The organism is Variovorax sp. GW460-12-1-14-LB1 (assembly GCF_059423605.1).
Window position 1 is genome coordinate 1 of sequence record NZ_JBWKYF010000043.1, and the last position, 25,926, is coordinate 25,926.

At 69.9% G+C, this 25,926-nt stretch carries 22 protein-coding genes; 12 read left to right on the top strand and 10 right to left on the bottom strand.

The annotated features are described in order from the left end of the window. The 5 genes from AC07Y4_RS20690 to AC07Y4_RS20710 form a co-directional block, all read left to right on the top strand. Positions 1–241, top strand: a 241-nt coding sequence (locus AC07Y4_RS20690) for a hypothetical protein (RefSeq protein WP_495274993.1), incomplete at its 5' end; no start/stop codon positions are given. Positions 242–438: 197 nt separating this feature from the next. Next, on the top strand, positions 439–1,098 hold the full coding sequence (locus AC07Y4_RS20695; RefSeq protein WP_056575284.1) for a YiaD family glycine zipper/OmpA-like lipoprotein: 660 nt from the start codon (positions 439–441) through the stop codon (positions 1,096–1,098). An 85-nt stretch (positions 1,099–1,183) separates the two neighbouring features. Next, a complete protein-coding gene (locus AC07Y4_RS20700) occupies positions 1,184–1,741 on the top strand; it encodes an OmpA family protein (protein WP_062480792.1) in 558 nt (185 codons plus the stop codon). Positions 1,742–1,877: 136 nt separating this feature from the next. Further along, positions 1,878–2,804: a helix-turn-helix domain-containing protein gene (locus AC07Y4_RS20705; RefSeq protein WP_487847636.1), complete on the top strand. Its 927-nt coding sequence runs from the start codon at positions 1,878–1,880 to the stop codon at positions 2,802–2,804. Positions 2,805–2,941: 137 nt separating this feature from the next. After that, positions 2,942–3,421 carry a 2,4'-dihydroxyacetophenone dioxygenase family protein gene (locus tag AC07Y4_RS20710; protein ID WP_159279179.1) on the top strand — a complete coding sequence of 160 codons (480 nt, stop codon included), beginning with the start codon at positions 2,942–2,944 and terminating at the stop codon, positions 3,419–3,421. A gap of 20 nt (positions 3,422–3,441) precedes the next feature. Here the strand turns inward: AC07Y4_RS20710 and AC07Y4_RS20715 are convergent, their stop codons facing one another. Genes AC07Y4_RS20715 through AC07Y4_RS20730 form a run of 4 tightly spaced genes read right to left on the bottom strand, consistent with a single transcriptional unit; the run spans position 3,442 to position 11,177 of the window. Continuing rightward, positions 3,442–4,068 (bottom strand): response regulator transcription factor, encoded by a 627-nt coding sequence (locus AC07Y4_RS20715; protein ID WP_062480799.1) that lies wholly within the window; start codon positions 4,066–4,068, stop codon positions 3,442–3,444. 49 nt (positions 4,069–4,117) lie between these two features. Further along, a complete protein-coding gene (locus tag AC07Y4_RS20720; RefSeq protein WP_487847638.1) occupies positions 4,118–6,193 on the bottom strand; it encodes a sensor histidine kinase in 2,076 nt (691 codons plus the stop codon). 2 nt (positions 6,194–6,195) lie between these two features. Then, on the bottom strand, positions 6,196–7,014 hold the full coding sequence (locus AC07Y4_RS20725) for a carbon-nitrogen hydrolase family protein (protein ID WP_095747289.1): 819 nt from the start codon (positions 7,012–7,014) through the stop codon (positions 6,196–6,198). After that, entirely contained in the window at positions 7,011–11,177 is a 4,167-nt protein-coding gene (locus tag AC07Y4_RS20730; protein WP_487847639.1) for a YhdP family protein, read from the bottom strand. The genes AC07Y4_RS20725 and AC07Y4_RS20730 overlap by 4 nt, the downstream gene beginning before the upstream one ends. Positions 11,178–11,202: 25 nt before the next feature. Between AC07Y4_RS20730 and glnE the strand changes: the two genes are divergently transcribed. Next, complete coding sequence (gene glnE / locus AC07Y4_RS20735) at positions 11,203–13,998, top strand: bifunctional [glutamate--ammonia ligase]-adenylyl-L-tyrosine phosphorylase/[glutamate--ammonia-ligase] adenylyltransferase (RefSeq protein ID WP_487847640.1); 2,796 nt, start codon at positions 11,203–11,205, stop codon at positions 13,996–13,998. Next, positions 13,991–15,094, top strand: a complete 1,104-nt coding sequence (locus AC07Y4_RS20740; RefSeq protein WP_487847641.1) for a septal ring lytic transglycosylase RlpA family protein — start codon at positions 13,991–13,993, stop codon at positions 15,092–15,094. The genes glnE and AC07Y4_RS20740 overlap by 8 nt, the downstream gene beginning before the upstream one ends. A gap of 3 nt (positions 15,095–15,097) precedes the next feature. On the opposite strand, the gene AC07Y4_RS20745 is transcribed toward AC07Y4_RS20740, so the two are convergent. The 3 genes from AC07Y4_RS20745 to AC07Y4_RS20755 form a co-directional block, all read right to left on the bottom strand. After that, positions 15,098–15,565, bottom strand: a complete 468-nt coding sequence (locus AC07Y4_RS20745; protein ID WP_062475252.1) for a carboxymuconolactone decarboxylase family protein — start codon at positions 15,563–15,565, stop codon at positions 15,098–15,100. Between the two features lie 107 nt (positions 15,566–15,672). Continuing rightward, positions 15,673–16,563, bottom strand: a complete 891-nt coding sequence (locus AC07Y4_RS20750; protein WP_487847642.1) for an RNA polymerase sigma-70 factor — start codon at positions 16,561–16,563, stop codon at positions 15,673–15,675. 99 nt (positions 16,564–16,662) lie between these two features. Then, complete coding sequence (locus AC07Y4_RS20755) at positions 16,663–17,520, bottom strand: ferritin family protein (protein ID WP_062475258.1); 858 nt, start codon at positions 17,518–17,520, stop codon at positions 16,663–16,665. A gap of 129 nt (positions 17,521–17,649) precedes the next feature. On the opposite strand from AC07Y4_RS20755, the gene AC07Y4_RS20760 reads away from it, so the two are divergent. Next, a complete protein-coding gene (locus tag AC07Y4_RS20760) occupies positions 17,650–18,279 on the top strand; it encodes a glutathione peroxidase (RefSeq protein ID WP_062475261.1) in 630 nt (209 codons plus the stop codon). Positions 18,280–18,608: 329 nt separating this feature from the next. Here the strand turns inward: AC07Y4_RS20760 and AC07Y4_RS20765 are convergent, their stop codons facing one another. Beyond that, entirely contained in the window at positions 18,609–19,220 is a 612-nt protein-coding gene (locus AC07Y4_RS20765) for a glutathione S-transferase N-terminal domain-containing protein (RefSeq protein WP_159279173.1), read from the bottom strand. Between the two features lie 119 nt (positions 19,221–19,339). On the opposite strand from AC07Y4_RS20765, the gene purB reads away from it, so the two are divergent. The 4 genes from purB (at position 19,340) to AC07Y4_RS20785 (ending at position 24,789) form a co-directional block, all read left to right on the top strand. Next, positions 19,340–20,719: an adenylosuccinate lyase gene (gene purB, locus AC07Y4_RS20770; protein ID WP_070063273.1), complete on the top strand. Its 1,380-nt coding sequence runs from the start codon at positions 19,340–19,342 to the stop codon at positions 20,717–20,719. Positions 20,720–20,862: 143 nt separating this feature from the next. Next, positions 20,863–21,987: a PepSY-associated TM helix domain-containing protein gene (locus AC07Y4_RS20775; RefSeq protein WP_487847643.1), complete on the top strand. Its 1,125-nt coding sequence runs from the start codon at positions 20,863–20,865 to the stop codon at positions 21,985–21,987. Between the two features lie 56 nt (positions 21,988–22,043). Further along, positions 22,044–24,194 (top strand): TonB-dependent receptor family protein, encoded by a 2,151-nt coding sequence (locus AC07Y4_RS20780; RefSeq protein WP_487847644.1) that lies wholly within the window; start codon positions 22,044–22,046, stop codon positions 24,192–24,194. A gap of 34 nt (positions 24,195–24,228) precedes the next feature. Next, positions 24,229–24,789, top strand: a complete 561-nt coding sequence (locus tag AC07Y4_RS20785; protein ID WP_095950452.1) for a YaeQ family protein — start codon at positions 24,229–24,231, stop codon at positions 24,787–24,789. A 13-nt stretch (positions 24,790–24,802) separates the two neighbouring features. Here the strand turns inward: AC07Y4_RS20785 and AC07Y4_RS20790 are convergent, their stop codons facing one another. Beyond that, positions 24,803–25,108, bottom strand: a complete 306-nt coding sequence (locus AC07Y4_RS20790) for a putative signal transducing protein (protein ID WP_070063276.1) — start codon at positions 25,106–25,108, stop codon at positions 24,803–24,805. 2 nt (positions 25,109–25,110) lie between these two features. Next, positions 25,111–25,575 (bottom strand): DUF3717 domain-containing protein, encoded by a 465-nt coding sequence (locus tag AC07Y4_RS20795; protein WP_095950450.1) that lies wholly within the window; start codon positions 25,573–25,575, stop codon positions 25,111–25,113. Positions 25,576–25,926 lie beyond the last annotated feature (351 nt).

Sequence of the window (25,926 nt, forward strand, 5' to 3'; positions counted from 1 at the left end):
GGTGGGGGTGTCGGGGGCGCGGGGGCCGAGGGAACAGCCGGCAAGCGTTGCTACGATCGCAAGCCCGACCAGCCACTGGAGTCCATTTCTCATGGGTTTGATTCTGCTTGAAGCCCTCGCCGCGGGACTCGTCCTGATCTTGATCATCTGGTGGACCATGTTTTCCGGGCGTAACAAGGGTGAATTGCATGACGACCCCGACGCCGAGCGTGAGGACAAGGATTCGCCGCCCAAAGTGTGAATTGCTCGTGTAGCCACACGGCGCGGCCCACTGTCGGACAAGCACCCCATTGCTACAACTTTAGTAGCAATCATCGCAGCATTCACGGGCGATGGCGAAAGTTTTCTTATTTTCCGTAGGGCTTTGAGCACGTACCATCGCATACCCGCCGGGGGCTAAGCTGTGGCCCGCTTGATTCAACCTTGAAAGGGATCGCCATGAAAAAGTTCGTTCTTGCAACCACCGCAGCTGCCCTCGTCCTGTCCGGCTGTGCCGGCGGAATGACCGACACCCAGCGCAACACCGGCATCGGTGCCGGCATCGGCGCACTCGGCGGCGCCGCCATCGGCTCGGCCACCGGCGGCAACCGCGGTGCCATCGGCACGGGCGCGGTGGTCGGCGCGGCAGCCGGCGCACTCGGCGGCTACCTGTGGTCGCAGCGCATGGAAAACCAGAAGCGCCAGATGGAAGCCGCCACGCAGGGCACCGGCGTGGCCGTGACGCAGACGGCCAACAACGAGCTCAAGCTCGCCATTCCGAGCGACGTGTCGTTCGACGTGGGCCGCTCCAACATCAAGTCGAACTTCGCGCCCGTGCTCGACCAGTTCGCCAACGGCCTGCGCAACAACCCGAACGCCGAGGTGCGCATCATCGGCCACACCGACAGCACCGGCTCCGACGCCATCAACAACCCGCTGTCGGTGGACCGCGCCGCCAGCACGCGCGACTACCTGGTGGCACGCGGCGTGAGCGCCGCGGCGTTCCGCATCGAAGGCCGTGGCTCGCATGAGCCGGTGGCCGACAACAACAGCGACGCCGGCCGGGCACAGAACCGCCGCGTCGAGATCTACGTGGGCGAGCGCGCACCGCGCGGCTGATCGCAGCCCCACCGGGAAACCGGCCGCCGCATCGAACGGCCGGTTCCCGCTTCAGTTTTCATTGGTCCAAGCAGAGGGAAAATTCATGAGGAAGTTTGTTGTGTCTAGCGCGGCCCTGGCCGCTGTGTTGTTCATCGCGGGGTGCGCATCGTCGACCCCGCCGGCCGAAGCACCGGCCGCACAGCAGGCCGCACCGGCCAACAGCTGGACCGCCCGACTGGACGCGCTGAAGGCCGAGCTCGAAAGCTCCACCAAGGGCACCGGCGTGGTGATCTCGCAGACCGCCGACAACCAGCTTCACGTCGTGATTCCGAATGAACTCTCGTTCGACACCGGCCGTGCCAACGTCAAGCGCAACCTGGCGCAGGTGCTGGACAAGGTCGCCGAAGGCCTGAAGAGCGCCACCACCGCCAGCCTGCGCGTGGTCGGCCACACCGACAGCACGGGCAGCGAGGAAGGCAACGAACGCCTCTCGGTGAGCCGCGCCGACAGCGTGCGCAACCACCTGGTGGGCCGCGGCGTGTCGACCACGGTGATCACCACCGACGGCCGCGGCTCGCGCGAGCCGCTGGCGGACAACGGCACGGCCGCCGGCCGCGCGCAGAACCGCCGCGTCGAAATCTTCGTCGCCGAGAAGATCTGAGCGCAGGTGCTGCGCGCACCCCGCGCGGCACCGTCAGGAAATCCCGCATGAGGGCTCGGCACCGCCGGCCCTAACATCGCGCGGCCTGCACGCGGCGCGCGCACCGCGCGCCGGGCGGACACGAGAGGAAACTCCGATGAACGCCATCGCGCCGGCCCCATCGAGCGTCGCATCCCGCTTTGCCCCGGACATCATCGCCGCGGGCACTGGCGCGCAACCGCAGTACCTCGTGACCGGCGGCGACCAGCTGTTCGCCGCCCGCTGGCAGCAGGACGCGTGCTGGCTGCCCTTTCACGGCGCGGCGCATCACGTGCTGGTGCTGCACGAGAACGGCAGCACGGCGGTGCGCAAGTACGAGCGCGGCAAGCTCGTCGCCTCGCGCTCGCGGTTGGGCAGCGTGAGCTTCATTCCCTGCGACGGCACCGAATGGGAAATCGGCGGGCGCTGCGGCGTGGTGCACCTGTACATCGGGCAGGCGCTGATCGCGCGCGTCGCCGCCGAGGAAGGCCTCGGGCCGGCGGTGGAGATCGACCCCTTCTTCGCGATCCGCGACCCGTGGCTGCAGGGCTTCTTCCAGATGCTGGTGAGCGAGGTGGAGCTGTACGGCAGCGTGCCCGCAAGCCCCGATTCGCTGCTGCTCTCGCAGAGCCAGCACCTGCTGGCCCACCACCTCGTGCGGCGCCACTGCGCACCGGGGCGCGGTGCGCCGCCGCGCGCGGAGGGCGCGCGCCGGCAGCCGGTCCTGACGCCGCGGCAGCTGCGCCGCGTGACCGAGCACATCGACGCGCACCTGGCCACGCCGCTGGGCCTGGCCGACCTGGCGGGGCTGGTGCACCTGTCGCAGGACCACTTCATCCGCAGCTTCAAGGCGGCCAGCGGCATGGCGCCCTACCAGTACCTGCTGCGCCGCCGCCTGGAAGGCGCCGCCGAACTGCTGCGCACCAGCGACCTGCCCGTCGAGGCCGTGGCCGCGCGCATGGGCTTCGGCAGCGCCGCGTACTTCTCGACGCGCTTCCGCGCCTTCCTCGGCGCGGCGCCAAGCGCCTACCGCCGCATGCGCTGAACCGCGCAACAACTTGCGCAAAAGCGCGCCGCTTTCGACATCCCGTGCTTCGTTCGGGCCAACATGCCATGGCGTGGGAAGCCGCTCCTAGACTGGCTTCGCAGGCCGATCCCGGCCGCATCACCCACGGAGACACCATGACCCTGACCGCCCTGAAAGCCACGCCGCCCGCCAGCGCCGCCCACGCGCGCATCACGCTGCCGTACCCGCATTTCCAGAAGCTCGACAACTATCCGTGGAAGCCATGGGTCATGCCCGGCGTGGCCTACAAGCTGCTGAGCATCAACCGGCGCAGCGGCGGCTTCACCTGCCTGCTGAAGGTCGATCCCGGCACCGAGGCGCCGGTTCACCACCACCTGGGCGCCATCGAGGTGATCGTGCTCGAGGGCGACATCTACTACGAGCGCAACGACATCGGCCGCCCGGGCGACTACATGCACGAGCCCGCCGGCGACATCCACCAGCCGCGCTCCGACGGCGGCTGCGTGCTGTTCTGCGTGTTCGAGGGCGCCATCGCCGGGCTGGGCGAGGACGGCAACGTCGTCGGCATCGTCGACGGCCGCAGCATGCTGGAGATGGCCACGCGCGACGGCGCGGCGCAGCACGTGCACAGCTGAGGCCCGACCTGCGGTGCGGGCTAGAGGTCGCGCAGGCGGTTGGCCAGCTCCACCGCCGACTTCACTTCCATCTTCTCGAACACGCGCGCCCGGTGGACCTCCACCGTGCGCACGCTGATCGCGAGCTGGTCGGCGATGAGCTTGTTCGGCAGGCCCTCGACCACGAGGCGCATCACGTCGCGCTCGCGGTCGGTCAGCTCGGCGATGCGGTCGGCCAGGCCGCGGCGCACGCGCTGCACCTCGAGCGCGCGCTGCGACATGCCCAGCGCCTGCTCGATGCGGTCGACCAGCGCGTTGTCCGAGAACGGCTTCTCGCAGAAGTCGAAGGCCCCGCGCTTGACCGCCTCGACGGCGGTGGGCACGTCGGCATGGCCGGTCAGGAAGATCACGGGCATCTCGGCCAGCAGGCCGCGCTCGGCCAGCCGGTCGAACAGCACCAGCCCGCTCATGCCAGGCATGCGCACGTCCAGCAGCAGGCAGCGCGGCTGGTCGGGCAGCGGCGCCTCGTCCAGGTACTGCTCGAAGGCCTCGGCGCTGCCGAAGTGCTCGCTGGCCAGGCGGCGCGAACGCAGCAGCCAGGCCAGCGCCTCGCGCACGCTGGCGTCGTCGTCCACGATAAAGATCAAGCCATCGATCAGCGGTTGCATGCCATGAGGTCCAGCGGAACAGAGAAAACGAAGAAGAAGAAAAAGGCGGCTATCCCGCAGCCGGGAGCGTAAACCTGAAGACGGTGCCCCGGGGACGGTTGGGCTCGAACATCAGCGCGCCGCCATGTTGCTCCACCACGGTGCGGCACAGGCTCAGGCCCAGACCCATGCCGTCGGGGCGCGTGGTGAAGAAGGGTGTGAACAGGCGCGCCGCCACCTCCTCGCTGATGCCGCAGCCCAGGTCGACCACGGAGAACTCGAGCCAGCGCCGGCCGTCGGCCGGCACGGTGGCGCCCACCGGCAGGGCGCGCGCCACGCGCAGGCGCAGCACGCGGCTGCCGGGCGCGTGGTCGGCGCCGTCCATGGCCTGCATGGCGTTGCGCGCCAGGTTCAGCAGCACCTGCTCGACCAGCGTGCGGTCGCACACCACGGCGGGCAGGCGCTCTTCGCACACGATCTCGATCGTCACGTCGAGCTTGCGCGCCTGCAGCCGCACCAGCGGCAGCACGGCGTCGATCAGCGCCTGCGGCGCCACGGCCTCGCGCATGCGGTCGCGCCGGCGCACGAAGTCGTGCACGCTGCGGATCACCTGGCCCGCGCGGTCGGCCTGCTCGGCGATGCGCTTCACGGCCATGGCCACCTCGGCCTGCTCGCCGCGCGCCTCGGGCCCGATCAGGTTGAGCGAGCCGGTGGCGTAGCTGGCGATGGCGGCCAGCGGCTGGGTGAGCTCGTGGCTCAGCAGCGAGGCCATCTCGCCCACGGTGGCCAGGCGCGCGCTGGCCTGCAGGCGCTCCTGGCTGGCGCGCGAGAGTTCCTCGACGCGGCGCTGCTCGCTCACGTCGATGAAGGCGCTCATCCAGCCGGTCTGCACCTTGTGCGCGTTGATCAGCGGCGCCTCGAAGATGAGCACCGGAAAGCGCGTGCCGTCCTTGCGCATGAAGACCGACTCGAAGCCCTCGCGCGGCGGCAGGCCGCCCGCGAAGCGGCGCGTCTGGCGCAGGTGGTACTCGTGCGCCAGCTCGGTCGGCCAGTAGGGCGCCTCGACGCTGTCGGCCATGAGCTCTTCGGGCGTGAAGCCGACCATCTCGCAGAAGGCCGGGTTGACGTAGGTGATGCGCCCCTGCAGGTCGCGCGCGCGCAGGCCGGTGATGACCGAGTCTTCCATCGCCTTGCGAAAGGCCAGCGCGTCGGCCAGGTCGCGCTCGGCGCGCAGGCGGCGGCGGGTGTCGCGCGCCAGCAGGACGAGCACCGACACGAGCGCGATCGAGATCGCCGTGACCAGCGCCGTGAGCATGTTCGGGAACAGGTCGGGCGCGGCGCGCCAGCCGTCCACGCGCAGCATGAGCGAGGCGCCCGGCAGGTCGATGCGCTGCTGCGAGGTGAACACGCGCGTGCCGATGCGCCGCGAGGTGCCCAGCGCCACCAGCCGCGTGCCGTCGGCCTCGGTGAAGGCGACCTCCTGCCCGCGCGTGAGCGTGGGGCCGACCAGCTCGACCAGCGTGTCGCGCAGCGAATAGCTGGCCACCAGGTAGTCGCCGGCGTCCATCGGCAGGCACAGCTCCATCACCTCGACGCCGCCGCCGCCGGCCACGGGCACGTAGTGGCTGGGCGAGTAGGCGGGCGCGCCGGCCTTGCGCGCAGTGGCGCAGGCCTGCGCCACGTCGGCCTGCGCGGGACCGCGGTTGCTTTCTTCGAGGATGCGCGTGCGGTAGGGCGTGTTCACAGCTTCGATGGGTTGCAGCTGCGCATCGCGCCATTCGAGCCGCAGCCATTCGCGGTGCTCGCGCAGCTGCGCCGCCGCGCGGTCGGCCCAGTGCGTGCGCTCCATGCCCGGCGCGAGCGTGGCGCGCAGGCTCTGGGCGTTGCGCTGCAGGCCGCTGCGCAGGTCGACGACGGCGTCGGCGGTGTCGCGCTCGAGCGCGGCCTGCACCTGCTCGACCTCGTGCCGACCGGCCAGCCACACGACGGTGACCAGCAGCGCCGACACCAGCACCGCCAGCAGCAGCCACAGAAACCAGCGCTTCCACAGCGAGCGCAGGCGCGCGAAGGCGATGCCCCATCCCCGGCGCTGCGGCTGCTGTTGCGGCGGCGGCGGTGCAGGAACGTCGAGCGCCTCGTCGGCCATCGTCAGGCGAGCACGCGGTGCGACAGCGCGGGCAGCTGGGCGCGCGTGCGCTCGACCTGCCGGGCGTCGAGGTCGAACAGCACCACGCCCTCTTCGGCAGCCTGCTGCGCGACCACCGTGCCCCAGGGGTCGATGACCAGCGACTGGCCCCAGGTCTGGCGGCCGTTCTCGTGCGTGCCGCCCTGCGCGGGCGCGACCACCCAGGCCAGGTTCTCGATGGCGCGCGCGCGCAGCAGCACCTCCCAGTGGGCGGCGCCGGTGGTGCGCGTGAAGGCGCTGGGCACCAGCAGCAGGTCGGCGCCCTGCCCCGCCAATGCGCGGTACAGCTCGGGAAAGCGCAGGTCGTAGCACACGCTCATGCCCACGCGCCAGGCATGGCCGTCGCGCGAGGGCAGCTCGAACACCACGGGCTGCGCGCCCGGCGCGATGACGCGGCGCTCGTCGTAGCGCTCGGTGCCGTTGTCGAAGAAGAACAGGTGGATCTTGTCGTAGCGCGCCACGCACTTGCCTTCGGGCGAGAAGGCCAGCGAGCTGTTGAAGACGTGGTCGGCGTCGTCGCTCTCGATGGGCAGCGTGCCGCCCACGATCCACAGGCCGAACTCGCGCGCCGCGTCGGCCAGGAAGCCCTGCACCGTGCCGGCGCCGGCGGTTTCGCGCAGGCCGAGCTTGTCGGTGTCGCGCGCGCCCATCATGCAGAAATACTCGGGCAGCACCGCGAGCTCGGCGCCGTCGCGCGCCGCCTGCCCGAGCAGCGCATGGGCGCGCACGAGGTTGGCTTCGCGGGCGATGGCGGACACCATCTGGATGGCTGCGACTTTCATTGCGTGGTCTCCGTTTTCTTGCCTTCGCTGGCGCCCGTCGATGTCGATCCACCACCCGGCAGGCCGGGCAGCAGCTGCAGCGAGCGCGGCACCTTGGCGATCTTGGGGTCGGCCCAGGTGCCTTCGACGTGGAACTCCTGCGTGGCGGCCGCGGCGAGCGGCTTGCTCAGCACCCACTGCGCGAGGAAGGTGCCCAGGCCGATGGCCGGGTTGATGGCCGTGGCCACCAGCGCGGCCGTGCCGGCGTTGATCTCGGGCACCACCACCACGCGCAGGTTCTGCGTCTCGCGCACGATGTCGGCCGAGCCGTCCATGAGCGCGGCGGCGTTCACGCCCTTCATCTGCAGGTTGTTGGTGCTGGCGATGCCCTTGTTGATCTTCGCGTCGCCGCGGATGAAGTCGAAGGCGAAGCCCTGGCTGAACACGTCGCGGAAATCGAGCGTGAGCCGGCGCGGCAGCGCCTGCAGGCTCAGCACGCCCAGCAGCTTGGCCAGGCCCGGGTCGGCCTTGAGGAACTGGCCCTGCTCCACGTCGACCTGCAACTGGCCGCCCAGGCTCGGGTAGTCGAGCGAGAACGGCGAGCCGCGCCAGTTCACCTCGCCCTCGAGCCGCCCCTTGCCGCGGCGCAGCACGCCGGGCATGCCGAAGCGCGTGAGCAGGTCGCCGGCGTCGGCGATGTCGAGCTTGAAGTTCATGGCCGTGGTGCGGCGCTGGCCGGCGCTTGCGCCGCCGCCCGCCGGCGCGGCCCAGGTGCCCTTGGCGGTGAAGGTGGCCTCGGGCACGCTGAAGGCGAGCTTGTTGAGCAGCCATTCGCGCCCGCCGCGGTTGACGGCGTCGATCTCGGCGCGGCCCAGGCGCTTGCCGAGCAGCTCGAAGTCGTCGACCACGATGTCCAGCGCCGGCAGGGTGCCCGGTTGCTCGTCGAGCAGGGTCTCGACCTGCGTGGCCTCGGCCGGCGCGATCTTCAGGCGCGCGAGCCGCGCATAGAGCCGGCCGGCCTGGCTGTGGCTGTACTCGGCGTAGCCGCTCAGCTCGGAGGCGTCGACGTTGGCGCGCCACAGCGCGCCTTCGCGCGTGCCGCCGAGCACCACGTTATGCAGGGTGCGCCCCGCGATGCCCAGCTGCTGCGCGCGCACCGCGATGCGCGTGGGCAGGTAGGCCAGGTCGGGATCGTCGGCGCGCTCGCCGCCGCCGACCACCGCGGCGGTGCCCACCAGCGTCTGCCAGGCGCCCATGTCGAGCTTGGCCACGTTGACGTTGGCGAACACGCCGCGGTCGGGCGGCAGCGCCGTCTCGCCGGGCGCCAGCCCGACGCCGATGCCGCCGCGCAGCACGTGCGCCTGGCCGTTGGCCGACAGCTCGCGCACGTACTGCACCGAGCCGACGCGGCCGAGCTCGAGCGTCAGCTGGTCCTGCGTGGCGCGGCGGGCGTCGCGCGCCAGCACCTTCTTCTCGATGCGCAGCGGCATCAGCTCTTCGGCCGTCTTGACCAGCGGCGTGGGCAGCGCCAGCGCCAGCCCCTGCAGGCTGCTGGTGAGCGAGAACTCGGGCGTGTCGTCGCGCATCGAGAAGGTGGCGGCGTAGGGCGTGCTGCCGGTGGCGTGCTTGGCCAGGCGCGCGAGCCAGTCGACCTCGCGCGCGCCGCGCAGGCCTTCGGCGCTGGCCGTGCCCTGCGCCTTCAGCGCCAGTTCGCGCTGCGGCCCGCTGAAGCGGCCCTTGCCTTCGACGCGCACCTCGCCGCCCAGCAGGCGGGCCTGCACGCCGGCCAGCGAGAAACCGGTGTCGGTGAAGCTGAGCGTGCCGCGCGCCTGCGTGAACGGCGGCGCCTCGGGCACCACCTGCAGCTCGTTGTCGGCCAGCGTCACGGTGGCCTGCACCTTGGTGCTGTCGACGTTTTCCAGCGGGAGGTCCAGGCGCAGCTTGTAGTCGGCCGAGCCGGTGGCGCGCGCGCGCTGCAGGAAGGGCCCGGCCTCGCCGGCCAGCGGCGCACCGGCGCGCAGCACCTCGCCCAGCGGCCCCTTGGCCTGCGCATCGACACGCAGCAGTGCGGCATGGTGCGACATGTCGGCGATCTGCGCCTCGGCCTTCGTGATCTCGACGCCGGGCGCGCCCGCGATGCGCCCGCGCGCATTGCGCACCAGCATGCCCGCGCGCTCGAAGACCAGCTCGCCCGACACGCCCGTGAGCGCCGGCCACACGGGCGGCGGCGCGGCGGGCGGGCCGGTGCGCGACGCCGGGGTCGCGGGCGCGGCGGTGGCGGCCGCGAGCGAGGGCGGCACGTAGGCGTAGTGCACGTCCGACACCTTGGCCGCGATGCGGAATTCGCCCTGCTTCGGGTCCATGAAGGGCATGTCGTGCAGGTCGCCGCGCACGCGGAAATCGACCGTGCTGGCGGTGCCCTTGACGACCGACTCGCGCACGTAGTCGCGCGTGTGCTGCGGGATGTCGAGCGGCAGGTAGCGGAACACGCGGGTGCCGTCGGCGCGCGTGAGCTTGCCCTGCAGGTCGAGCACGCCGGGGTGCTGCGCGCGGCTGCTCGAGGTGGCCGGGTCGCTGGTGCGCCAGTGGGCCTCGGCCTCGCCCTCGGCGTCGGCGTTGGCGAAGCGCAGCTTCGACATCTGCACCTGCATGGCGCCGTTGTCGAGCTTCCACTGCAGCTGGGTCGAGAGCCGGTCGATGGGGATCACCGGGTCTTCGAACACGCCGGGGAATTCGAGCGTGCCCTTGGCCATGGCCAGCGTGGCGGTGCCGCCGGTGTGGCTGGCGTCGAAGTCGAGCGTGGCGCCGCTGAGGCCGGGGGTGCCGGGGTGCACGCGCGGCGGCGCGGCGGGGGCACCGGCCGGCGCCGGGGTGCTCGGGGCGGTGGCTGCAGGCGCCGGCTGCGAGGCCACGCGCAAGCCGCTGACCCGGCCCTTGGCCTGGTAGCGCGCGATCGCGTCGGGTGCGCCCTGCCAGTTCATGTCGATGCGCTCGACCAGCCCGCGCGGCGCGTAGGCGCCCAGCACGCGGTGCGTGGCCTCGCCCAGCGGCAGGCGGTCGGCGATGAGCGCCAGCGCCGCGAGGTCGAGCCGGTCGGCCTTCAGCGCGCCGTGCTCGGGCGTGCGGCCCTTGGCGGGCGTGTGCTGAAGCCACAGGTTGCCGCCCGGCCAGCGCAGGCCGTCGACGGTGTCGAACTGCAGCGCGGTGGTCGAGAACTCGAAGGTGTCCGCGTTCATCTGCCCCGCCAGCCGGCCGGTGACGGCGCGCAGCACCAGCGGCTGCAGCCCCTTGCCGAGCGAGGCGTCGATGCGGTTCAGGCCCAGGTCGGCCGCGCCGCCGACGATGCGCCCGTCGTCCACGTCGGCCCACAGGCGCAGCGCGCCGTTGCCTTCGCGGATGCGCGCGTCGAGCGAGACGTACTGGCCCAGGCGCGTGACGTCGATGTAGGGCAGGTCGGCATAGAGCTGGCCGTCCCAGGTCTGCCAGTGGCCGCTGCGGATCGACAGCAGCGGCTGGCGGAACTGGCCGCGCAGCGTGAAGCGCTCGCCCCAGCCGGCCGGCGGCGTGGCATCCAGCCGCAGGCCGTGGCGGCGCGCGCCGTTGCGGGACACGAAGCGCACGTCGGTCAGCAGCAGCGGTTCGGCGCGGCGCTGCTCGTCGGTCCAGCGCACGGTGCCGCCTTCGATGACGAACTCGCGCTGCGCGAAAAACCAGTCGGCGGCGCGGGTTTCTCCGGTCGTGTCGGTCTCCATGTGCAATCCAGCCACATGGAGTTTTCCCTGAGTGTCGCGGCGCACGTCGAGCTGCGGGCCCTCAATGTAGAGCTGCTCGAAATTCAGGCGCCACAGCGAGCGCGGCGACACGCTCGCCACCACCCGCACGAGGCGAAGGGCCTCGCGCTGGTCTGCGTCCTGCAGCACCACGTCGCGCAATTCGAAGGCCGGAAATAGCCCTTCGGAACGGGCGGTGATGGCGCCGATGCGCACCGGGACACCGATGGCCTTGCTAGCCTGCGCCTCGAGTGCACCGCGAAAATCGCCGATTCGCGGCACAATCCACGCGTGCAGGACCACGACTGACAGTGCCAGCAGAAGCCACGCAGCGAAGAGCAGACCCAATAGCCAGCGCGCTGTCACAGCGGTGATTTGGAGCAGACGTGAAGGGGAAGACGCCGTGTCGTTCATTGAGGATCGCGCTGTGTCGGGAATTATGACCGCCAGCCTTGAGCCGGGTTCCGCGCCAACCCACACCAGTGTGAATCAGTTGCCATCCAATCCGACGCCTTCCGCGTTTTCTTCCAGTTCCCGATTCGTCCAGCGGCTGCGCCGCCGCTATGCGGCCGAGCTCGAATTGCTGCCGCCCGGCGAGCCCCGGCGCGAATCGATGACCGTCGCCTACGATGCCCTGCGCGCACGCGGCGTGGCCGTGGGCGATGCGTTGCGCATCGTGCGCCAGCTCACGATGGAACGTCTGGTCACACTCGACTGCGACCAGCAGGCCCCGCTCGCGGTGGTGACCACCGCCGTGACCGAGCTGGCCGAACTGGCCCTGGACATCGCCTGCCAGGACGCCTGCCATGAACTCGACGCCCAGCACGGCGCGCCGCTCGGCCCCGAAGGCCAGCGCTCGCAGCTGTGGGTGATCGGCATGGGTAAGCTCGGCGCGCGCGAGCTCAACGTGTCCAGCGACATCGACCTCATCTACCTGTACGACGTGGACGGCGACACAGCCGGCGATGCCGACGGGCGCGGCAAGCTGTCGAACCAGGAGTACTTCGCGCGGGCCGTGAAGCGCATCTATGCGCTGGTGGGCGACGTGACCGAGCACGGCTTCGTGTTCCGCGTCGACCTGGCGCTGCGGCCCAACGGCAACTCGGGGCCGAGCGTGGTCTCGCTCGATGCGCTCGAAGAGTATTTCCAGGTGCAGGGCCGCGAATGGGAGCGCTTTGCCTGGATGAAGAGCCGCGTGGTCGCGCCGCGCGCCGTGGTGCTCGGCGGCCAGGCCCAGGCGCTGCGCAACGTGGTGCTGCCCTTCGTGTTCCGCCGCTACCTCGACTACAGCGTGTTCGACTCGCTGCGCATCCTGCACCGCCAGATCCGCGAGCAGTCGGCGCGCCGCAGCGCCGGACGCCCCGAGCGCGCCAACGACGTGAAGCTGTCGCGCGGCGGCATCCGCGAAATCGAATTCACCGTGCAGCTGCTGCAGGTGGTGCGCGGCGGCCAGTTTCCCGAGCTGCGCACGCGCCCCACGCTCGACGCGCTGCAGCGGCTGGCGCGCGCCAACCTCATGCCGCAGGACACGGCCGACACGCTGGCTGCGGCCTACGAGTTCCTGCGCCGCGTGGAGCACCGCATCCAGTACCTGGACGACCAGCAGACCCACGTGCTGCCGGTCAACGACGACGACCTGCGCTGGATCGCGCAGTCGATGGGCTATGCCGACTGCTGCCCCTTCCTCGAACAGCTCGACACGCACCGCGAGTTCGTGGCGCAGGAGTTCGACAAGCTGCTGGGCGGCGAGAAGCCCTGCAACGGCAAGTGCAACGGCAAGAAGGCCGCCGCGCCCGCCGACCTGGCCGACCTGCTCGACGACCTGCCGCCCGTGTTCGCCGAGCGCATCCGCGACTGGTGCGAAACGCCGCGCGTGCTCGCCCTGCGCGAGGAAACCCGGGGCCGCCTGCGCCAGCTGGTGCAACGCACCGGCCAGTGGCTGAAGGAGCCCGACGGCGAGGGCGCGGGACAGACGCCGCGCCACGTCGATGCCGCCATGCGCTGGGCCGACTGGATCGAGCCGCTGATGCGCCGCGAGAGCTACCTGGCGCTGCTGGTCGAACGCCCCGCCGTGCAGGAGCGCCTGCTGCGCCTGCTGGGCGCCGCGAAATGGCCGGCGCGCTACCTCATGCAGCACCCCGGCGTGATCGACGAGCTCGCGAGCGACGAGATGCTCTCGGGCCGCTTCATCGCCGACGAATTCGAACGCGAGCTCGAAGCGCGCCACACCTCGCTCACCCGCACCGGTGAGGCCGACGAAGAGCGCCTCTTGAACCTGCTGCGCCACGCCCACCACGCCGAGGTGTTCCGCACGCTGGCGCGCGACGTCGATGGCCGCATCACCGTCGAGCAGGTGGCCGACGACCTGAGCGCGCTGGCCGACACCACGCTGCGCGTGACCGCGCGCTGGTGCTGGCCCCATGTGCGCAACCGGCACCGCGAGGTGCCGCAGTTCGCGATCATCGGCTACGGCAAGCTGGGCGGCAAAGAGCTGGGCTACGGCAGCGACCTGGACATCGTGTTCGTCTACGACGATGACGACGAGCGCGCCGGCGAGGTCTATGCGGCCTACGTGCGCAAGCTCATCAACTGGCTCACGGTGAAGACGCGCGAGGGCGACCTGTTCGAGATCGACACCGCACTGCGGCCCAACGGCAACTCGGGCCTGCTCACCACCAGCTTCGAGGCCTACGAAAAGTACCAGCTCGGTCGCGGCAGCAACACCGCATGGACCTGGGAGCACCAGGCCATGACGCGCGCGCGCTTCGTGCTGGGCAGCGCCGACCACGGCGCCGAACTGGGCGCGCGTTTCGACCAGGTGCGCGAGGCCGTGCTGGTGGCCCCGCGCGACCGCGAGGCGCTGAAGGCCGAGATCATCGGCATGCGCAACAAGCTGCGCGGCGCCCGCCCCGTGAAGGCCGACCGCTTCGACGTGAAGCACAGCCCCGGCGGCATGGTCGATGCCGAGTTCGCGGTGCAGTTCCTGGTGCTGTCGGCCTCGGGCGCGCACCCCGAGCTGATTCCCAACCTGGGCAACATCGCGCTGCTGCTGCGCGCCGAACAGGCCGGGCTGCTGCCCGAAGGCGTAGGCCGCGCCGCCGCCACCGCCTACCGCGAGCTGCGCCGCGTGCAGCACACCGCACGCCTGAACGAAGAGCCCACACAGGTCACGCCGCCCGCCCTGAGCGCCGAACGCGACGCCATGCTGGCCTTGTGGAAGGCGGTCTTTGGCTGACCGCGCCCTCGCCTCCCGCGCGCTGACGGCCTGCGCCCTGGCCGCCGCGCTCGTGCTGGCCGGCTGCGCCAGCGGACCGCGCAGCAGTGGCGGCGGCGTCGCCAGTGGCCGCGACGGCCCCGGCAGCAACATCCCGTCGGACCTCGACCGCGTGCCCGACGCCGAGCCTCGCGTCGAGGCGATCCGCAGCAGCGGCGGCACCAGCAAGCCGTACACGGTGCTGGGCCGCGGCTACCAGCCGATCACCGACGACCGGCCGTTCCGCGAATCGGGCATCGCCTCGTGGTACGGGCGCAAGTTCCATGCAGCTTCCACCGCCAGCGGCGAGCCTTACGACATGTACGCCATGACGGCCGCACACAAGACGCTGCCGCTACCGAGCTACGTGCGGGTGCGCAACCCGGCCAACGGCCGCGAGGTGATCGTGCGCGTGAACGACCGCGGCCCCTTCGTGGACGGCCGCGTGATCGACCTGAGCTACACGGCGGCGCTGAAGCTCGACCTGCTGCGCGGCGTGGCGCCCGTGGAGATCGAGCGCATCACCAACGAAGACATCCGCACCGGCGCCTGGCGCCGCGATGCGGGCACGGCCTATGCGGCGGCGCCTGCTCCTGCGCCCGTCCGGGTGGCGGCTGCGCCGGTGGCTGTGCCATCGGCCTGGGTCGCGCCGGTTGCAATGACGGCTGCTGCGGCACCCGCAGCGACGATGCCCGTGGCACCACAGACGCCAGTGATGGCCGCGGCACCGTCGGAGCCCGAGGCACCGGCCGGCCCGCGCGAAGCGATGGTGGTGACGGACCTCGCGCCGCTGGCCCCGCTCGCGGCGCCCGCCGCACCCTCGACGCCTTCTGCGTCCGCCGCGTCCGGCTTCTGGGTGCAGCTCGGCGCGTTCCGCGAGCGCGACGGTGCCGAGAGCCTGAGAAACCAGGCCGCGCGCGGCCTGCCCACGCTGGCACCGCAGCTGCGCGTGTTCAGCGAAGCCGGCACGCACCGCCTGCAGGCCGGCCCGTTCCCGTCGCGCAACGCGGCGGGCGAGGCCGTCACGCAGTTGCGCGACAGCCTGCGCATCGCGCCGATGGTGGTCGAGCGGCGCTGAGGCTCAGGGCATCGCCTTGGCCACGACCTGCGAACGCAGGCCCACGCCCAGGCGGTTCCAGGCGTTGATCTGCGCCACAGCGAGCGAGAGCTCGACGATTTCCTGGTCGCTGAACACGGCCTTCAGGGCTTCGAACTCGGCATCGCGATCGGCGTGGTGGTCGGCCAGGCGCGTGAGCGTCTCGGCCCAATCCAGCGCGGCGCGCTCTCGCTCGTTGAACAGGCTCACTTCGCGCCAGGTGGCGAGGCTGTTGATGCGCTGCCAGTCTTCGCCCTGCACGCGCAGGTCGCGCACGTGCATGTCCAGGCAGTAGGCGCAGCCGTTGATCTGCGAGACGCGGGCAAAGACGAGGTCGATCAGCACCTTGCCGAGCGTGCTCGACTCGAAGCTGCCGTTGACGGCGATCATGGCCTGGAAGGACTTGGGGGCGAACTTGGTCCAGGCGAGACGGAGGGCGGGGGCTTGGCTCATGAGATGTACTCCAGGGTGGTTGATGAGGAAGAGAAACGAAATCTGCTTGCTACACCCTGAAGACGCGCCAGCCACCGGCCCTGTGACAGGCCGCGCGAATTTTTTCTTCAGGCGCCCCGTTTGGCCGCGAACAGCTGGGCGATGCGCGCCAGCTTGTCGGGGTTGCGCTGGGCGCGGATGCGCACGATGCGCTCGCCCTCGATCTCGAAGGTCTGGGCCGATTCGAGTTCGCCGTCCAGAAAACGCAGCATGCCAGGCTCGCCGTTGAGCTCGACCAGCTCCATGTGCACGCCGGCGCCCATGCGGCGCCAGAGCGAGAAGTACAGCTGCGCCAGCCGCTGGCTGCCGCGCAGGATCTTGCTGAAGGTCTGCACCTTGCCCCCGCCGTCGCCGATGAGTTCGACGTCTTCGGCCATCAGCGCCTTCAGGTCCTGCATGCTGCCGCGCGCGGCGGCGTCGGCAAAGGCGCGCAGCAGGCGCTGGTGGGTGTCGCGCGAGACCTGGAAACGCGGGCGGGCCTCCTGCACCTGGGTCTTGGCGCGGTGCACCAGCTGGCGGCAGGCGGCCTCGCTCTTGCCGAGGGTCTGGGCGATCTCGTCGTAGTCGGCGTCGAACACCTCACGCATGAGGAAGGCGGCGCGCGCCTCGGGCGCCAGCCGCTCGAGCACGGCCAGGAAGGCGACGGAGATGTTGTCGACGCGCTCGAGCGTTTCTTCGGGCGTGTCGGGCGACCCGGTGAGCGTGGGCTCGGGCATCCACGGGCCGATGTAGTGCTCGCGCTGGACCTTGGCGCTGCGCAGCCGGTCGATCGACAGGCGCGTGACGACGGTCACGAGCCAGGCTTCGGCGCTGTCGAAACTGGCCTTGTCGGCCTCGTGCCAGCGCAGCCAGGCGTCCTGCACCACCTCTTCGGCCTCGGCGACGGAGCCGAGCATGCGGTAGGCGATGCCCTGGAGGCGGCGGCGGTGGCTGTCGAAGGTGAGGGTCGGGTCGTCCATGCCCGATTAGACGTTTGACGCCGCCGCGTTGTGACAGCGAGCGCCCAAAAAAAATCGCCCCGGCATGCGGGGCGATTTCATCGAACTCTTGGGGGCGGCTCAGGCGCCCTGGTATTCGGGCTTGGGGCCCAGCGTGGCCGAGACTTCCTTGCGGTAGCGGTTCAGCTCCTGCACGGTCTTGAAGCTGCGGTTCATCAACAGGCTCAGGTTGTGCAGGATGCGCTCGCCGACCTTGGTTTCCCAGCCGGCGTCGAACTTGATCTGCTTGTCCAGCCAGTGCTCGAGCCAGTCGGGATCGGGCATGCGGCTCTGGATGGTGTCGTTCGGGAACAGCGCCTTGTTCACGTGCAGGTTGGTCGGGTGCAGCGCCTGGGCCGTGCGGCGCGCGCTGGCCATCAGCACGCCGACCTTGGTGAAGGCGGCACGGGCCTCGTCGCCGAACTTTTCCATGGCGCGCTTCATGTAGCGCAGGTAGGCGCCGCCGTGGCGGGCTTCGTCCTGGCTCAGCGTGGTGTAGATGTGCTTGATGACCGGCTCGGTGTGCCACTGGGCGGCGCGGCGGTACCAGTGGTTCAGGCGGATCTCGCCGCAGAAGTGCAGCATGAGGGTTTCGAGCGGGGGCGCCGGGTCGAAGTCGAAGCGCACCTCGTGCAGCTCCTGTTCGGTGGGCGCGTGCTGCGGGCTGAAGCGCTTCAGGTACTCCATGAGCACCAGCGAGTGCTTCTGCTCTTCGAAGAACCAGATCGACATGAACGCCGAAAAGTCGCTATCGTGCCGGTTGTCGCGCAGGAACATCTCGGTGGCCGGCAGCGCCGACCACTCGGTGATGGCATTCATCTTGATGGTCTGCGCCTGCTCTTCAGTCAGCAAGGAAGCGTCGAACGACTGCCAGGGGATGTCCTTGTCCATGTCCCAGCGGACGGATTCGAGTTGTCTGAAGAGTTCCGGGTAGAGCATCAAAGTCTTTCAATGGCCGCCGATTTTAGTCGGGCCGTTTGGCGCGCCCGTGACAGACGCGCGATGATGTGCTTGTGCGCGCGCCCGCGCCATAGATGCACACCCCCCTTTTCGATCCAGGAGCCCGTCATGCGAACCCCCGCCCGATTGTCGATGCTGCGACGTTGCGCCACGGCCTTTTCCCTCGTGGCGGGCCTGTCCGCCGCCCTGTCGGCGGGTGCCCAGACGGCCCCCGCAGCCCCTGCCGCGCCCGCGGTGGGCGGCGCCACCGGGTGCCCGGCGATCCTGCAGCACAGCTTCCCGCGGCTGCAGGATGAAAAGCCCCAGAACCTGTGCCAGTACTCCGGAAAAGTGGTCCTGGTGGTCAACACGGCCAGTTTTTGCGGCTTCACGCCGCAGTACAAGGGGCTGGAGGCGCTGGACATGAAGTACCGCGCCCGCGGTCTGGTGGTGCTGGGCTTCCCGTCGAACGATTTCTCCCAGGAATCGGGCTCCAACAAAGAAATCGCCGATTTCTGCGAAAGCACCTTCGGCGTGAAATTCCCGATGTTCGCCAAGTCGTCGGTGCGCGGCACCGACGCCAACCCGCTGTTCAAGCAGCTCGCGCAGGCCTCGGGCACGACGCCGAAGTGGAACTTCTACAAGTACCTGATCGGGCGCGACGGCAAGGTGGTGCAGGCGTGGTCGAGCATGACGGCGCCCGACGAGAACGGCTTCATCCAGGTGATCGAGAAACAGCTCGGCCCCAGCGGCGACTGACCGCCCTGCAATGTGAACTTTGAGTCACAAACGTTTACCACTCGAACGGGAACCGTGCGGCGGCACCGCGCTCATACTTGAGCGTGGGCGGCCAAGGCCCACAGGTTTTCATGTTGCGAGGTCTTCCGGGCGCCTGCCGTCCGGTTGAAATCCCGAGGCGATTCTTCTCCTCCTCCCTCCCTCCCTCCTTCGTGTCGGGGCGCCTCGCAGCATTTTTGTCTTCCCGCCGACAGCGGGGCCCGCGATGACGCAGCGCCCCCTCGGCCTTCCCGCATGCGGTGGCCCGAACGGCCCCAAGAAAAAAGCGCCCCGCGGGGCGCTTTGTCGTTTCAGGGCTGGGTGTCGATGAAGCTCGGCCGCAGCATGAGCTTGTCGTACAACTTGGCCAGGTTGGCGTGGTCGCCGCGCCAGTCGATCTCGGGAAACCGCAGCCCCAGCCAGCCCAGCGCGCAGCCGACCGCGATGTCGGACAGGCTCAGGTGGATGCCGCTGCAGAAGGGCTTGTCGCCCAGGCCCTTGGCCATGGCGGCCACGCCGGCCTGGACCTTGGCGCGCTGGCGCTCGATCCAGGCGGCGCTGCGCTCGGCGTCGGCGCGGCCGGACCAGGTGGCTTCGAGGCGCCAGAGCACGCCGGCGTCCATGACGCCGTCGGCCAGCGCTTCCCAGGTCTTGACCTCGGCGCGCTCGCGGCTTTGCTGCGGAATGAGCTTGCCCACGGGCGACAGGGTGTCGATGTATTCGACGATGACGCGCGAGTCGAACATCGCCTCGCCGCCTTCCATGATCAGGCACGGCACCTTGCCCAGCGGGTTCGAATGGGCGATCGTGGTGTCTGCGGACCAGACGTCTTCGATCACGAACTGGTAGTCGAGCCGCTTTTCGGCCAGCACCACGCGCACCTTGCGCACATACGGGCTGGCGGCGGATCCGATCAGTTTCATGAAGGCTCTCTCCCCATCGCTTGTTAACGTTTGTTCGCAGGCATTTTAGGTGAAGGGAAAAAGACAGCGCCCGAATTCCCCCGCGGCGCGGCCACCCGGCGGCCGCCTAAAATTCGGGCATGAGCTTTTCCACCGTCTCCGCCCTCTCCCCCCTTGACGGCCGCTATGCGGCCAAACTCGCGGCCTTGCGCCCGCTGATGAGCGAACAGGGCTATATGCACCGTCGCGTGCAGGTGGAGGTGGCCTGGTTCATTGCGCTGTCCGACTGCGGCTTTGCCGAGTTCAAGCCCCTCACGGGCGGCGCCCGCAAGTACCTGATGGGGCTGGTGTCGCACTTTTCCGAGGCCGACGCGCTGGCCATCAAGGACATCGAGAAGACCACCAACCACGACGTGAAGGCCGTCGAATACTGGATCAAGTCGAAGTTCGAGGCCCGCCCCGAGCTGCTGGCCGCCGCCGAGTTCGTGCACTTCGCCTGCACCAGCGAAGACATCAACAACACCAGCCACGCCCTGCAGATCCAGGCCGCGCGCGACACCGTGGTGCTGCCGGCCATCGACGGCCTGATCGCCAAGCTGCGCGAGATGGCGCACCAGTTCGCCGACGTGTCGATGCTCTCGCGCACGCACGGCCAGACCGCCAGCCCGACCACCGTCGGCAAGGAAATCGCCAACGTGGCGGTGCGCCTGACCAAGGCCCGCGCGCAAATCGCCGCCGTGCAGCTGCTGGGCAAGATGAACGGTGCCGTCGGCAACTACAACGCCCACCTGGCCGCCTGGCCCGAGTTCGACTGGGAAGCCTTCAGCCGCAAGGTCGTCGAGACGCCCGCGCCGCTGGGCCTGGGCCTGAGCTTCCAGCCGTACAGCATCCAGATCGAGCCGCACGACTACATGGCCGAGCTGTTCGACGCCGTGGCGCGCGTCAACACGATCCTGGTCGACTTCTCGCGCGACATCTGGGGCTACGTGAGCCTGGGCTACTTCAAGCAGCGCCTGAAGAAGGGCGAGATCGGCTCGTCGACCATGCCGCACAAGGTCAACCCGATCGACTTCGAGAACGCCGAGGGCAACCTGGGCCTGGCCAACGCGGTGCTGCGCCACCTGAGCGAGAAGCTGCCCATCAGCCGCTGGCAGCGCGACCTGACCGACAGCACGGTGCTGCGCAACATCGGCGTGGCCTTCGGCTACGCCACGCTGGCCTACGCGAGCCTGGCCACCGGCCTGGGCAAGCTCGAGATCAACCAGGAAGCGCTGGCCGACGACCTCGAGGCCTCGTGGGAAGTGCTGGCCGAGCCGATCCAGACCGTGATGCGCCGCTTCGGCGTGCAGGGCGCCTACGAGCAGCTCAAGGAAGTCACGCGCGGCAAGACCGTGACGGCCGAGGCGCTGCACGGGTTGATCCGCTCGCTGGCCATTCCTGAAGAGGAAAAAGCCCGCCTCCTGGCCATGACGCCCGCCAGCTACACCGGCAAGGCGGCCGAGCTGGCCCGTAGAATTTAGGCCTCCCCCGCGACGATCCGCCGGCCCGTGCCGCCCACGGCCGGCGCGCCTCGTTCGCCCACCGATACCTCCCAGCCAACGTGCCCCGTTTGGGGCACGCCAGCCGACAACCCAGACGGGACGCCCCGACGTCCCCGTTGTTCATGCGGCGCGCCCCCCTGAGACGCCTCTGGCTCACGCTCCACCGATGGATCGGCCTCACGCTCGGGCCGCTGCTCGCCCTCACGGCGCTCCTGGGCGCTGTGCTGGTCGTAGCGCTGCCGCTCGACCGCGCGGCGCATCCTGAGCTCTTCGTCGCGCGCAGCAACAGCAGCACGGCCCCGGCGCCGCTGGAGCCGTTGCGCCAGCGTCTGCTCGCCGAGTTCGGCCCCGACACCAACCTCACGCTGCGCCCGCCGCGCCAGCCCGGCGACACGCTCTGGGTGCTGGTGCGCGGCCCGTGGGACGGCACGCTCTACCTCGACCCCGCCACCGGCGCCGAACAGGGCCGCCGCGGCACGCACGAAGGCGCCTACAACCTGCTGTTCGAGCTGCACAGCAGCCTGCTGCTGGAAGACACGGGCAAGGGCATCCTCGCCATCGCCGCGCTGGCGTACCTGTTCCTGCTGGTCACCGGCGTGGTGCTGTGGTGGCCGGCGCGCTGGCCGCCCTCGCTGCGCATCGTGCTGGACCGCGGCCTGCTGCGCGGGCTGTTCGACCTGCACCGCACGGGCGGCGCCGTGCTCGGACTGCTGATCGCGGTGTCGGTCTTCACCGGCGCCTACATGGCCTGGCGACCGCTGGGCGGCTTCATCTCGACCACCCTTGGACAGACGCCGGCCAAGGCGCCGGCCGTGCCCAAGGGCACCGCCACCGGCCCTCGCCTGCCGCTCGACGACCTCGTCGCCCGCGCGCAGGCCGTGTTCCCCGGCCAGCCCATCGGCTACGTGCAGGTGCCCGGCCGGTCGGACCGGCCGCTGCGCGTGCGCTTCCGGCTCGCCGACGACCCGCACCCGAACGGCATCGGCTCGGTGTGGGTGCATCCGGTCACGGGCGAGCTGCTCGGCGTGCGCCGCTGGCAGGACATGGACACCGGCAACGGTGCGGTGGCCGTGATCTACCCGCTGCACACCGGCGTGCTCGGCGGCGCGGTGCACCAGACAGTCACCGCGCTGCTGGGCCTGACGCTGGCCGGCCTCGGCCTGAGCGGCGTGTGGCTCTGGTGGCGCCGGCGCGCCGTGGCTGCGGCCGCGCGCAGCCAGGCGCTGTCGCGCGGCGCGGCGCCCTGAACGACGCGCGCACCCCATCCCTTCATCCATCACAAATACATCGAGGAGGACTCCCCTTGTTCCCGCACAAAAAGACCGCCATCGCCCTGGCCCTGCTGCCCCTGAGCCTGCACAGCTTCGCGGCCGACGCCGAGCCGTCGAAGTCGCTCGAGGCCATCACCGTCACCGGCGACTGGCTCGGCACGCCCACCGAGACCAAGGTGCTCGAGCACGCGGGCGCGCGCAGCATCGTCGAGCGCCAGCAGATCCAGGAAAGCGGCTCGGCCAGCGTGCGCGACGTGCTGCGCCAGGTGCCCGGCGTGCAGGTGCAGGAGAGCAACGGCACCGGCGGCAGCGACATCTCGCTCAATGTGGGCGTGCGCGGCCTGACCTCGCGGCTGTCGCCGCGCTCGACCGTGTTGCTGGACGGCGTGCCGCTGGCCTACGCGCCCTACGGCCAGCCGCAGCTGTCGCTGGCACCGGTGTCGCTCGGCAGCCTCGAGGCGGTCGACGTGGTGCGCGGCGCAGGCTCGGTGCGCTACGGCCCCCAGAACGTGGGCGGCATCATCAACTTCGTGACGCGCTCGATCCCCAAGCAGTTCGCGGGCGAAGTCGGCGTGGGCGTCGAGAGCGCCAGCCACGGCGGCGGCACCAAGAGCACGCCCAGCCTGTTCATCGGCGGCACCAACGAGAACGGCCTGGGGCTGGCACTGCTTTATTCGGGTACGCACGGGGACGGCTTTCGCCAGAGCAACGACAAGACCAGCATCGACGACCTGATGCTCAAGGGCGCCTACCGCCTCTCGAAGACCGACGACATCGCGATCTCGCTGCACCACTTCGAAGGCAAGGGGCGCATGCCCGGCGGCCTGACGACGGCGCAGTTCGCGGCCAACCCGTTCCAGTCGGACCGCCCCTTCGACGAGTTCACCGGGCGCCGCACCGACGGCTCGCTCAAGTACACGCACAACGACGGCGTGAACAAGTTCGAGATGCTGACCTACTACACGGACTCGTACCGCAGCAGCTACCTCGAGCAGGAAGGCACGGGCGCCAACGCCAACCGCCGCCGCCTGACCACCGCGCCGCGCAACTACAAGACCTACGCCTTCGAGCCCCGCTACTCGCGCCTGATCGACTCGGGCAGCGTGCTGCAGGAAATCAGCATCGGCGCGCGCTACCTGAAGGAAGAGGCCTCCGAAACGGCCACGCGCAGCAGCTACTACCGGCCGGCGCCGGGCTTCGACGCCTACGCGCTCGCGCAGCCCGCGTACCAGACCAGCAAGGGCGGCACGACCGCGCACGCGTTCTACATCGACGACCGCATCGACTTCGGCAACTGGACGGTCACGCCCGGCGTGCGCTACGAGTCCTTCCGCTCGCACAACGACGTGTTCACGGTGGCCAACAACCGCATCACCAACGCGATCTACCCGAAGATCGATTCCAACGAGGTGCTGCCCACCCTGTCGGTGCTCTACCGCATGAGCGAGCGCTGGACGCTGTTCGCCAATGCCGGCGTGTCGTTCGGGCCGCAGCAGTACGCCCAGCTCGCGCAGTCGACCACCAGCCTGCACCCCGAAAAAGCCAAGACCTACGAGATCGGCACCAAGTACAAGGGCGAATCCTGGAGCGGCGAGCTGACGCTGTTCAACATCAACTTCGACAAGGAGCTGCAGCTGGCGCGCTCCATCACCGGCGACGTCGGCCAATGGACCGACCTGGGCGCCACGCGCCACCGCGGGCTGGAGTCGGCGCTGCGCTACGACCTGGGCAGCCTGAGCGACGCGCTCAAGGGGCTGTCGGTGTCGGGCACCTACACCTACACGCAGGCCACCTCGAAGGCCGGCGTGTTCGCAGGGCGCGACCTGCCCTTCTACTCGCGCCACGTCGCGACGCTCGGCGCACGCTACGAGCGCGGGCCGTGGACGCTCAACGCCGACCTCTACGCGCAATCGAAGCAGCGTTCGCCGGGCTCGCCGGACGACGGCGCGAAGTACATCACCGTGGAAGACCCGAGCGGGCGGCTCGGCGACATCCCGGGCTACGGCACGGTGAACCTGCGCGCCGCCTACGACTTCGGCCCCTCGCTGAGCCACCTGAAGCTGGCCGTGGGCGTGAAGAACCTGTTCGACCGCCGCTACTACAACCGATCGGTCGACAACAACGGCGGCAAGTACGTGGGCCAGCCGCGCACGGTGTACCTGCAGGCGTCGCTGGCGTTCTGAGGCCGAAGGGGCGCGCGCATACACTCGCGCACCCATGGCTCTCAAATCCACCATCTTCAAGGCCACCCTCGCGGTGGCCGACATCGACCACGGCTACTACGCCGACCATGCGCTGACCCTGGCGCGCCACCCCAGCGAGACCGACGAGCGGATGATGATCCGGCTGGTCGCGCTCGCGCTCAACGCGCACCAGCTGCAGGACATCTGCAACGGCGACGGCACGCTGGCCTTCGGCGCGGGCCTGTCGAACGTCGAGGAGCCCGACGTGTGGCTGCGCGACTTCACGGGCCAGACCAAGATCTGGATCGAGGTCGGCCAGCCGGAAGACAAGCCCATCATCAAGGCCTGCGGCAAGGCGGACGAGGTGATCGTCTACTGCTTCAACCACGCGGCCGAGATCTGGTGGCGCGGCATCGAGAGCAAGCTCACGCGCCCGCAGAACCTGAAGGTCTACCGCGTGCCGACCGAGGCCTCGCAGGCGCTCGCCAGGCTGGCGCAGCGCAGCATGCAGCTGCAGGCGACGATCCAGGAAAGCACGCTGACGCTGGGCGACGGCGTCAACAGCATCGACGTCGAGCTGCTGCGCTGGAAGTAACGAGCCCGCGCGGCTAGGCCGCCGGCATCATCTCGCCGCACTGCCAGCACTGCTCGAAGCCGCCTTCGACCTGCTCGCCGCACACGCAGCGCCAGCTGCGCTGCGGACGGTGCTGCAGTTCGTGCAGCAGGCGCCGCGCGAGTTCGTACTGCGATTCGTCGTCGATCCAGATCTCGGGCAGGCACTGGTCAGGCGGCAGCTGGCCCATGACCGCGCCGAGGAATTCGCGCTGCACGGTGGCGGCCACGCCCTCCTCGCACAAGGCGTGCGCCCACACGGTCGCGATCGCGAGGTTGGGGGCTTGCGCGAGGCGGCGCATGGTCAGGGGGCCCAGTTTTTCTCGTCGTCCGGGTCGAACTCGGGCTGCGCAGCCGTGGGCTCGGCTTCGCGCGCGCGCTCGGCATAGCGGTTGAAGCGCCAGGCCGAGTCTTCCATGGTGATGCGGCGCCAGGTGACGCGCTTCTCGACCGGCGTCATGGCCGGCCAGTACTGCACCTCGTCGAAGGTGCGGCCGCACCCCTTGCACTCGTCGTCGCCCTGGCTGGTCGAGCAGATCGCGATGCAGGGCGTGTCGGGCGTGCTGTGGTACCAGTCGAGCCAGGCGGCCCAGGCCTTGGCGGGAAAGCCGACCTCGTCGACCTCGTCTTCGTGGTGGAAGACCATGAGCGCGTAGACCTCGGCCAGCGCGCGCAATTCGGGCGCCAGCGTGATGCCGTCGGGCGAGGGAGACTTCTCGCGCCAGTGGTTGATGGCGGCCTCGATGTCGGTGATGTGGATGGCGGCCATGGAGAGTGAAAAAACAGCGAGCGGCGATCATAGTCCCGCAATGTCCCGCCCCTTCCTAGGGCCATAGGCGCTCCCAAAAATGGAGCATCAAATGCCCGCTGCATGCGCCCCTCCGGACATTTGCCTTCAAATGTAAAGAAAACTTTTGGTTGCCTCGGCGCGGTCTTCAATGCTCTAATCCCGCCCACGAAGGGGAGTAGCTCCCGATCGCTGTCCCCGGGCAGCGTGAATCGTCAGGTCGTCAATACGAAGCACAACACTTCCGGCCTGTCGGGCGACACACGCGCGGACCCAGGTCGGCGCGCTTGCTGTTGTCGAGCGAGACCTTCGATTTGAACCTGCGCAGGTTTG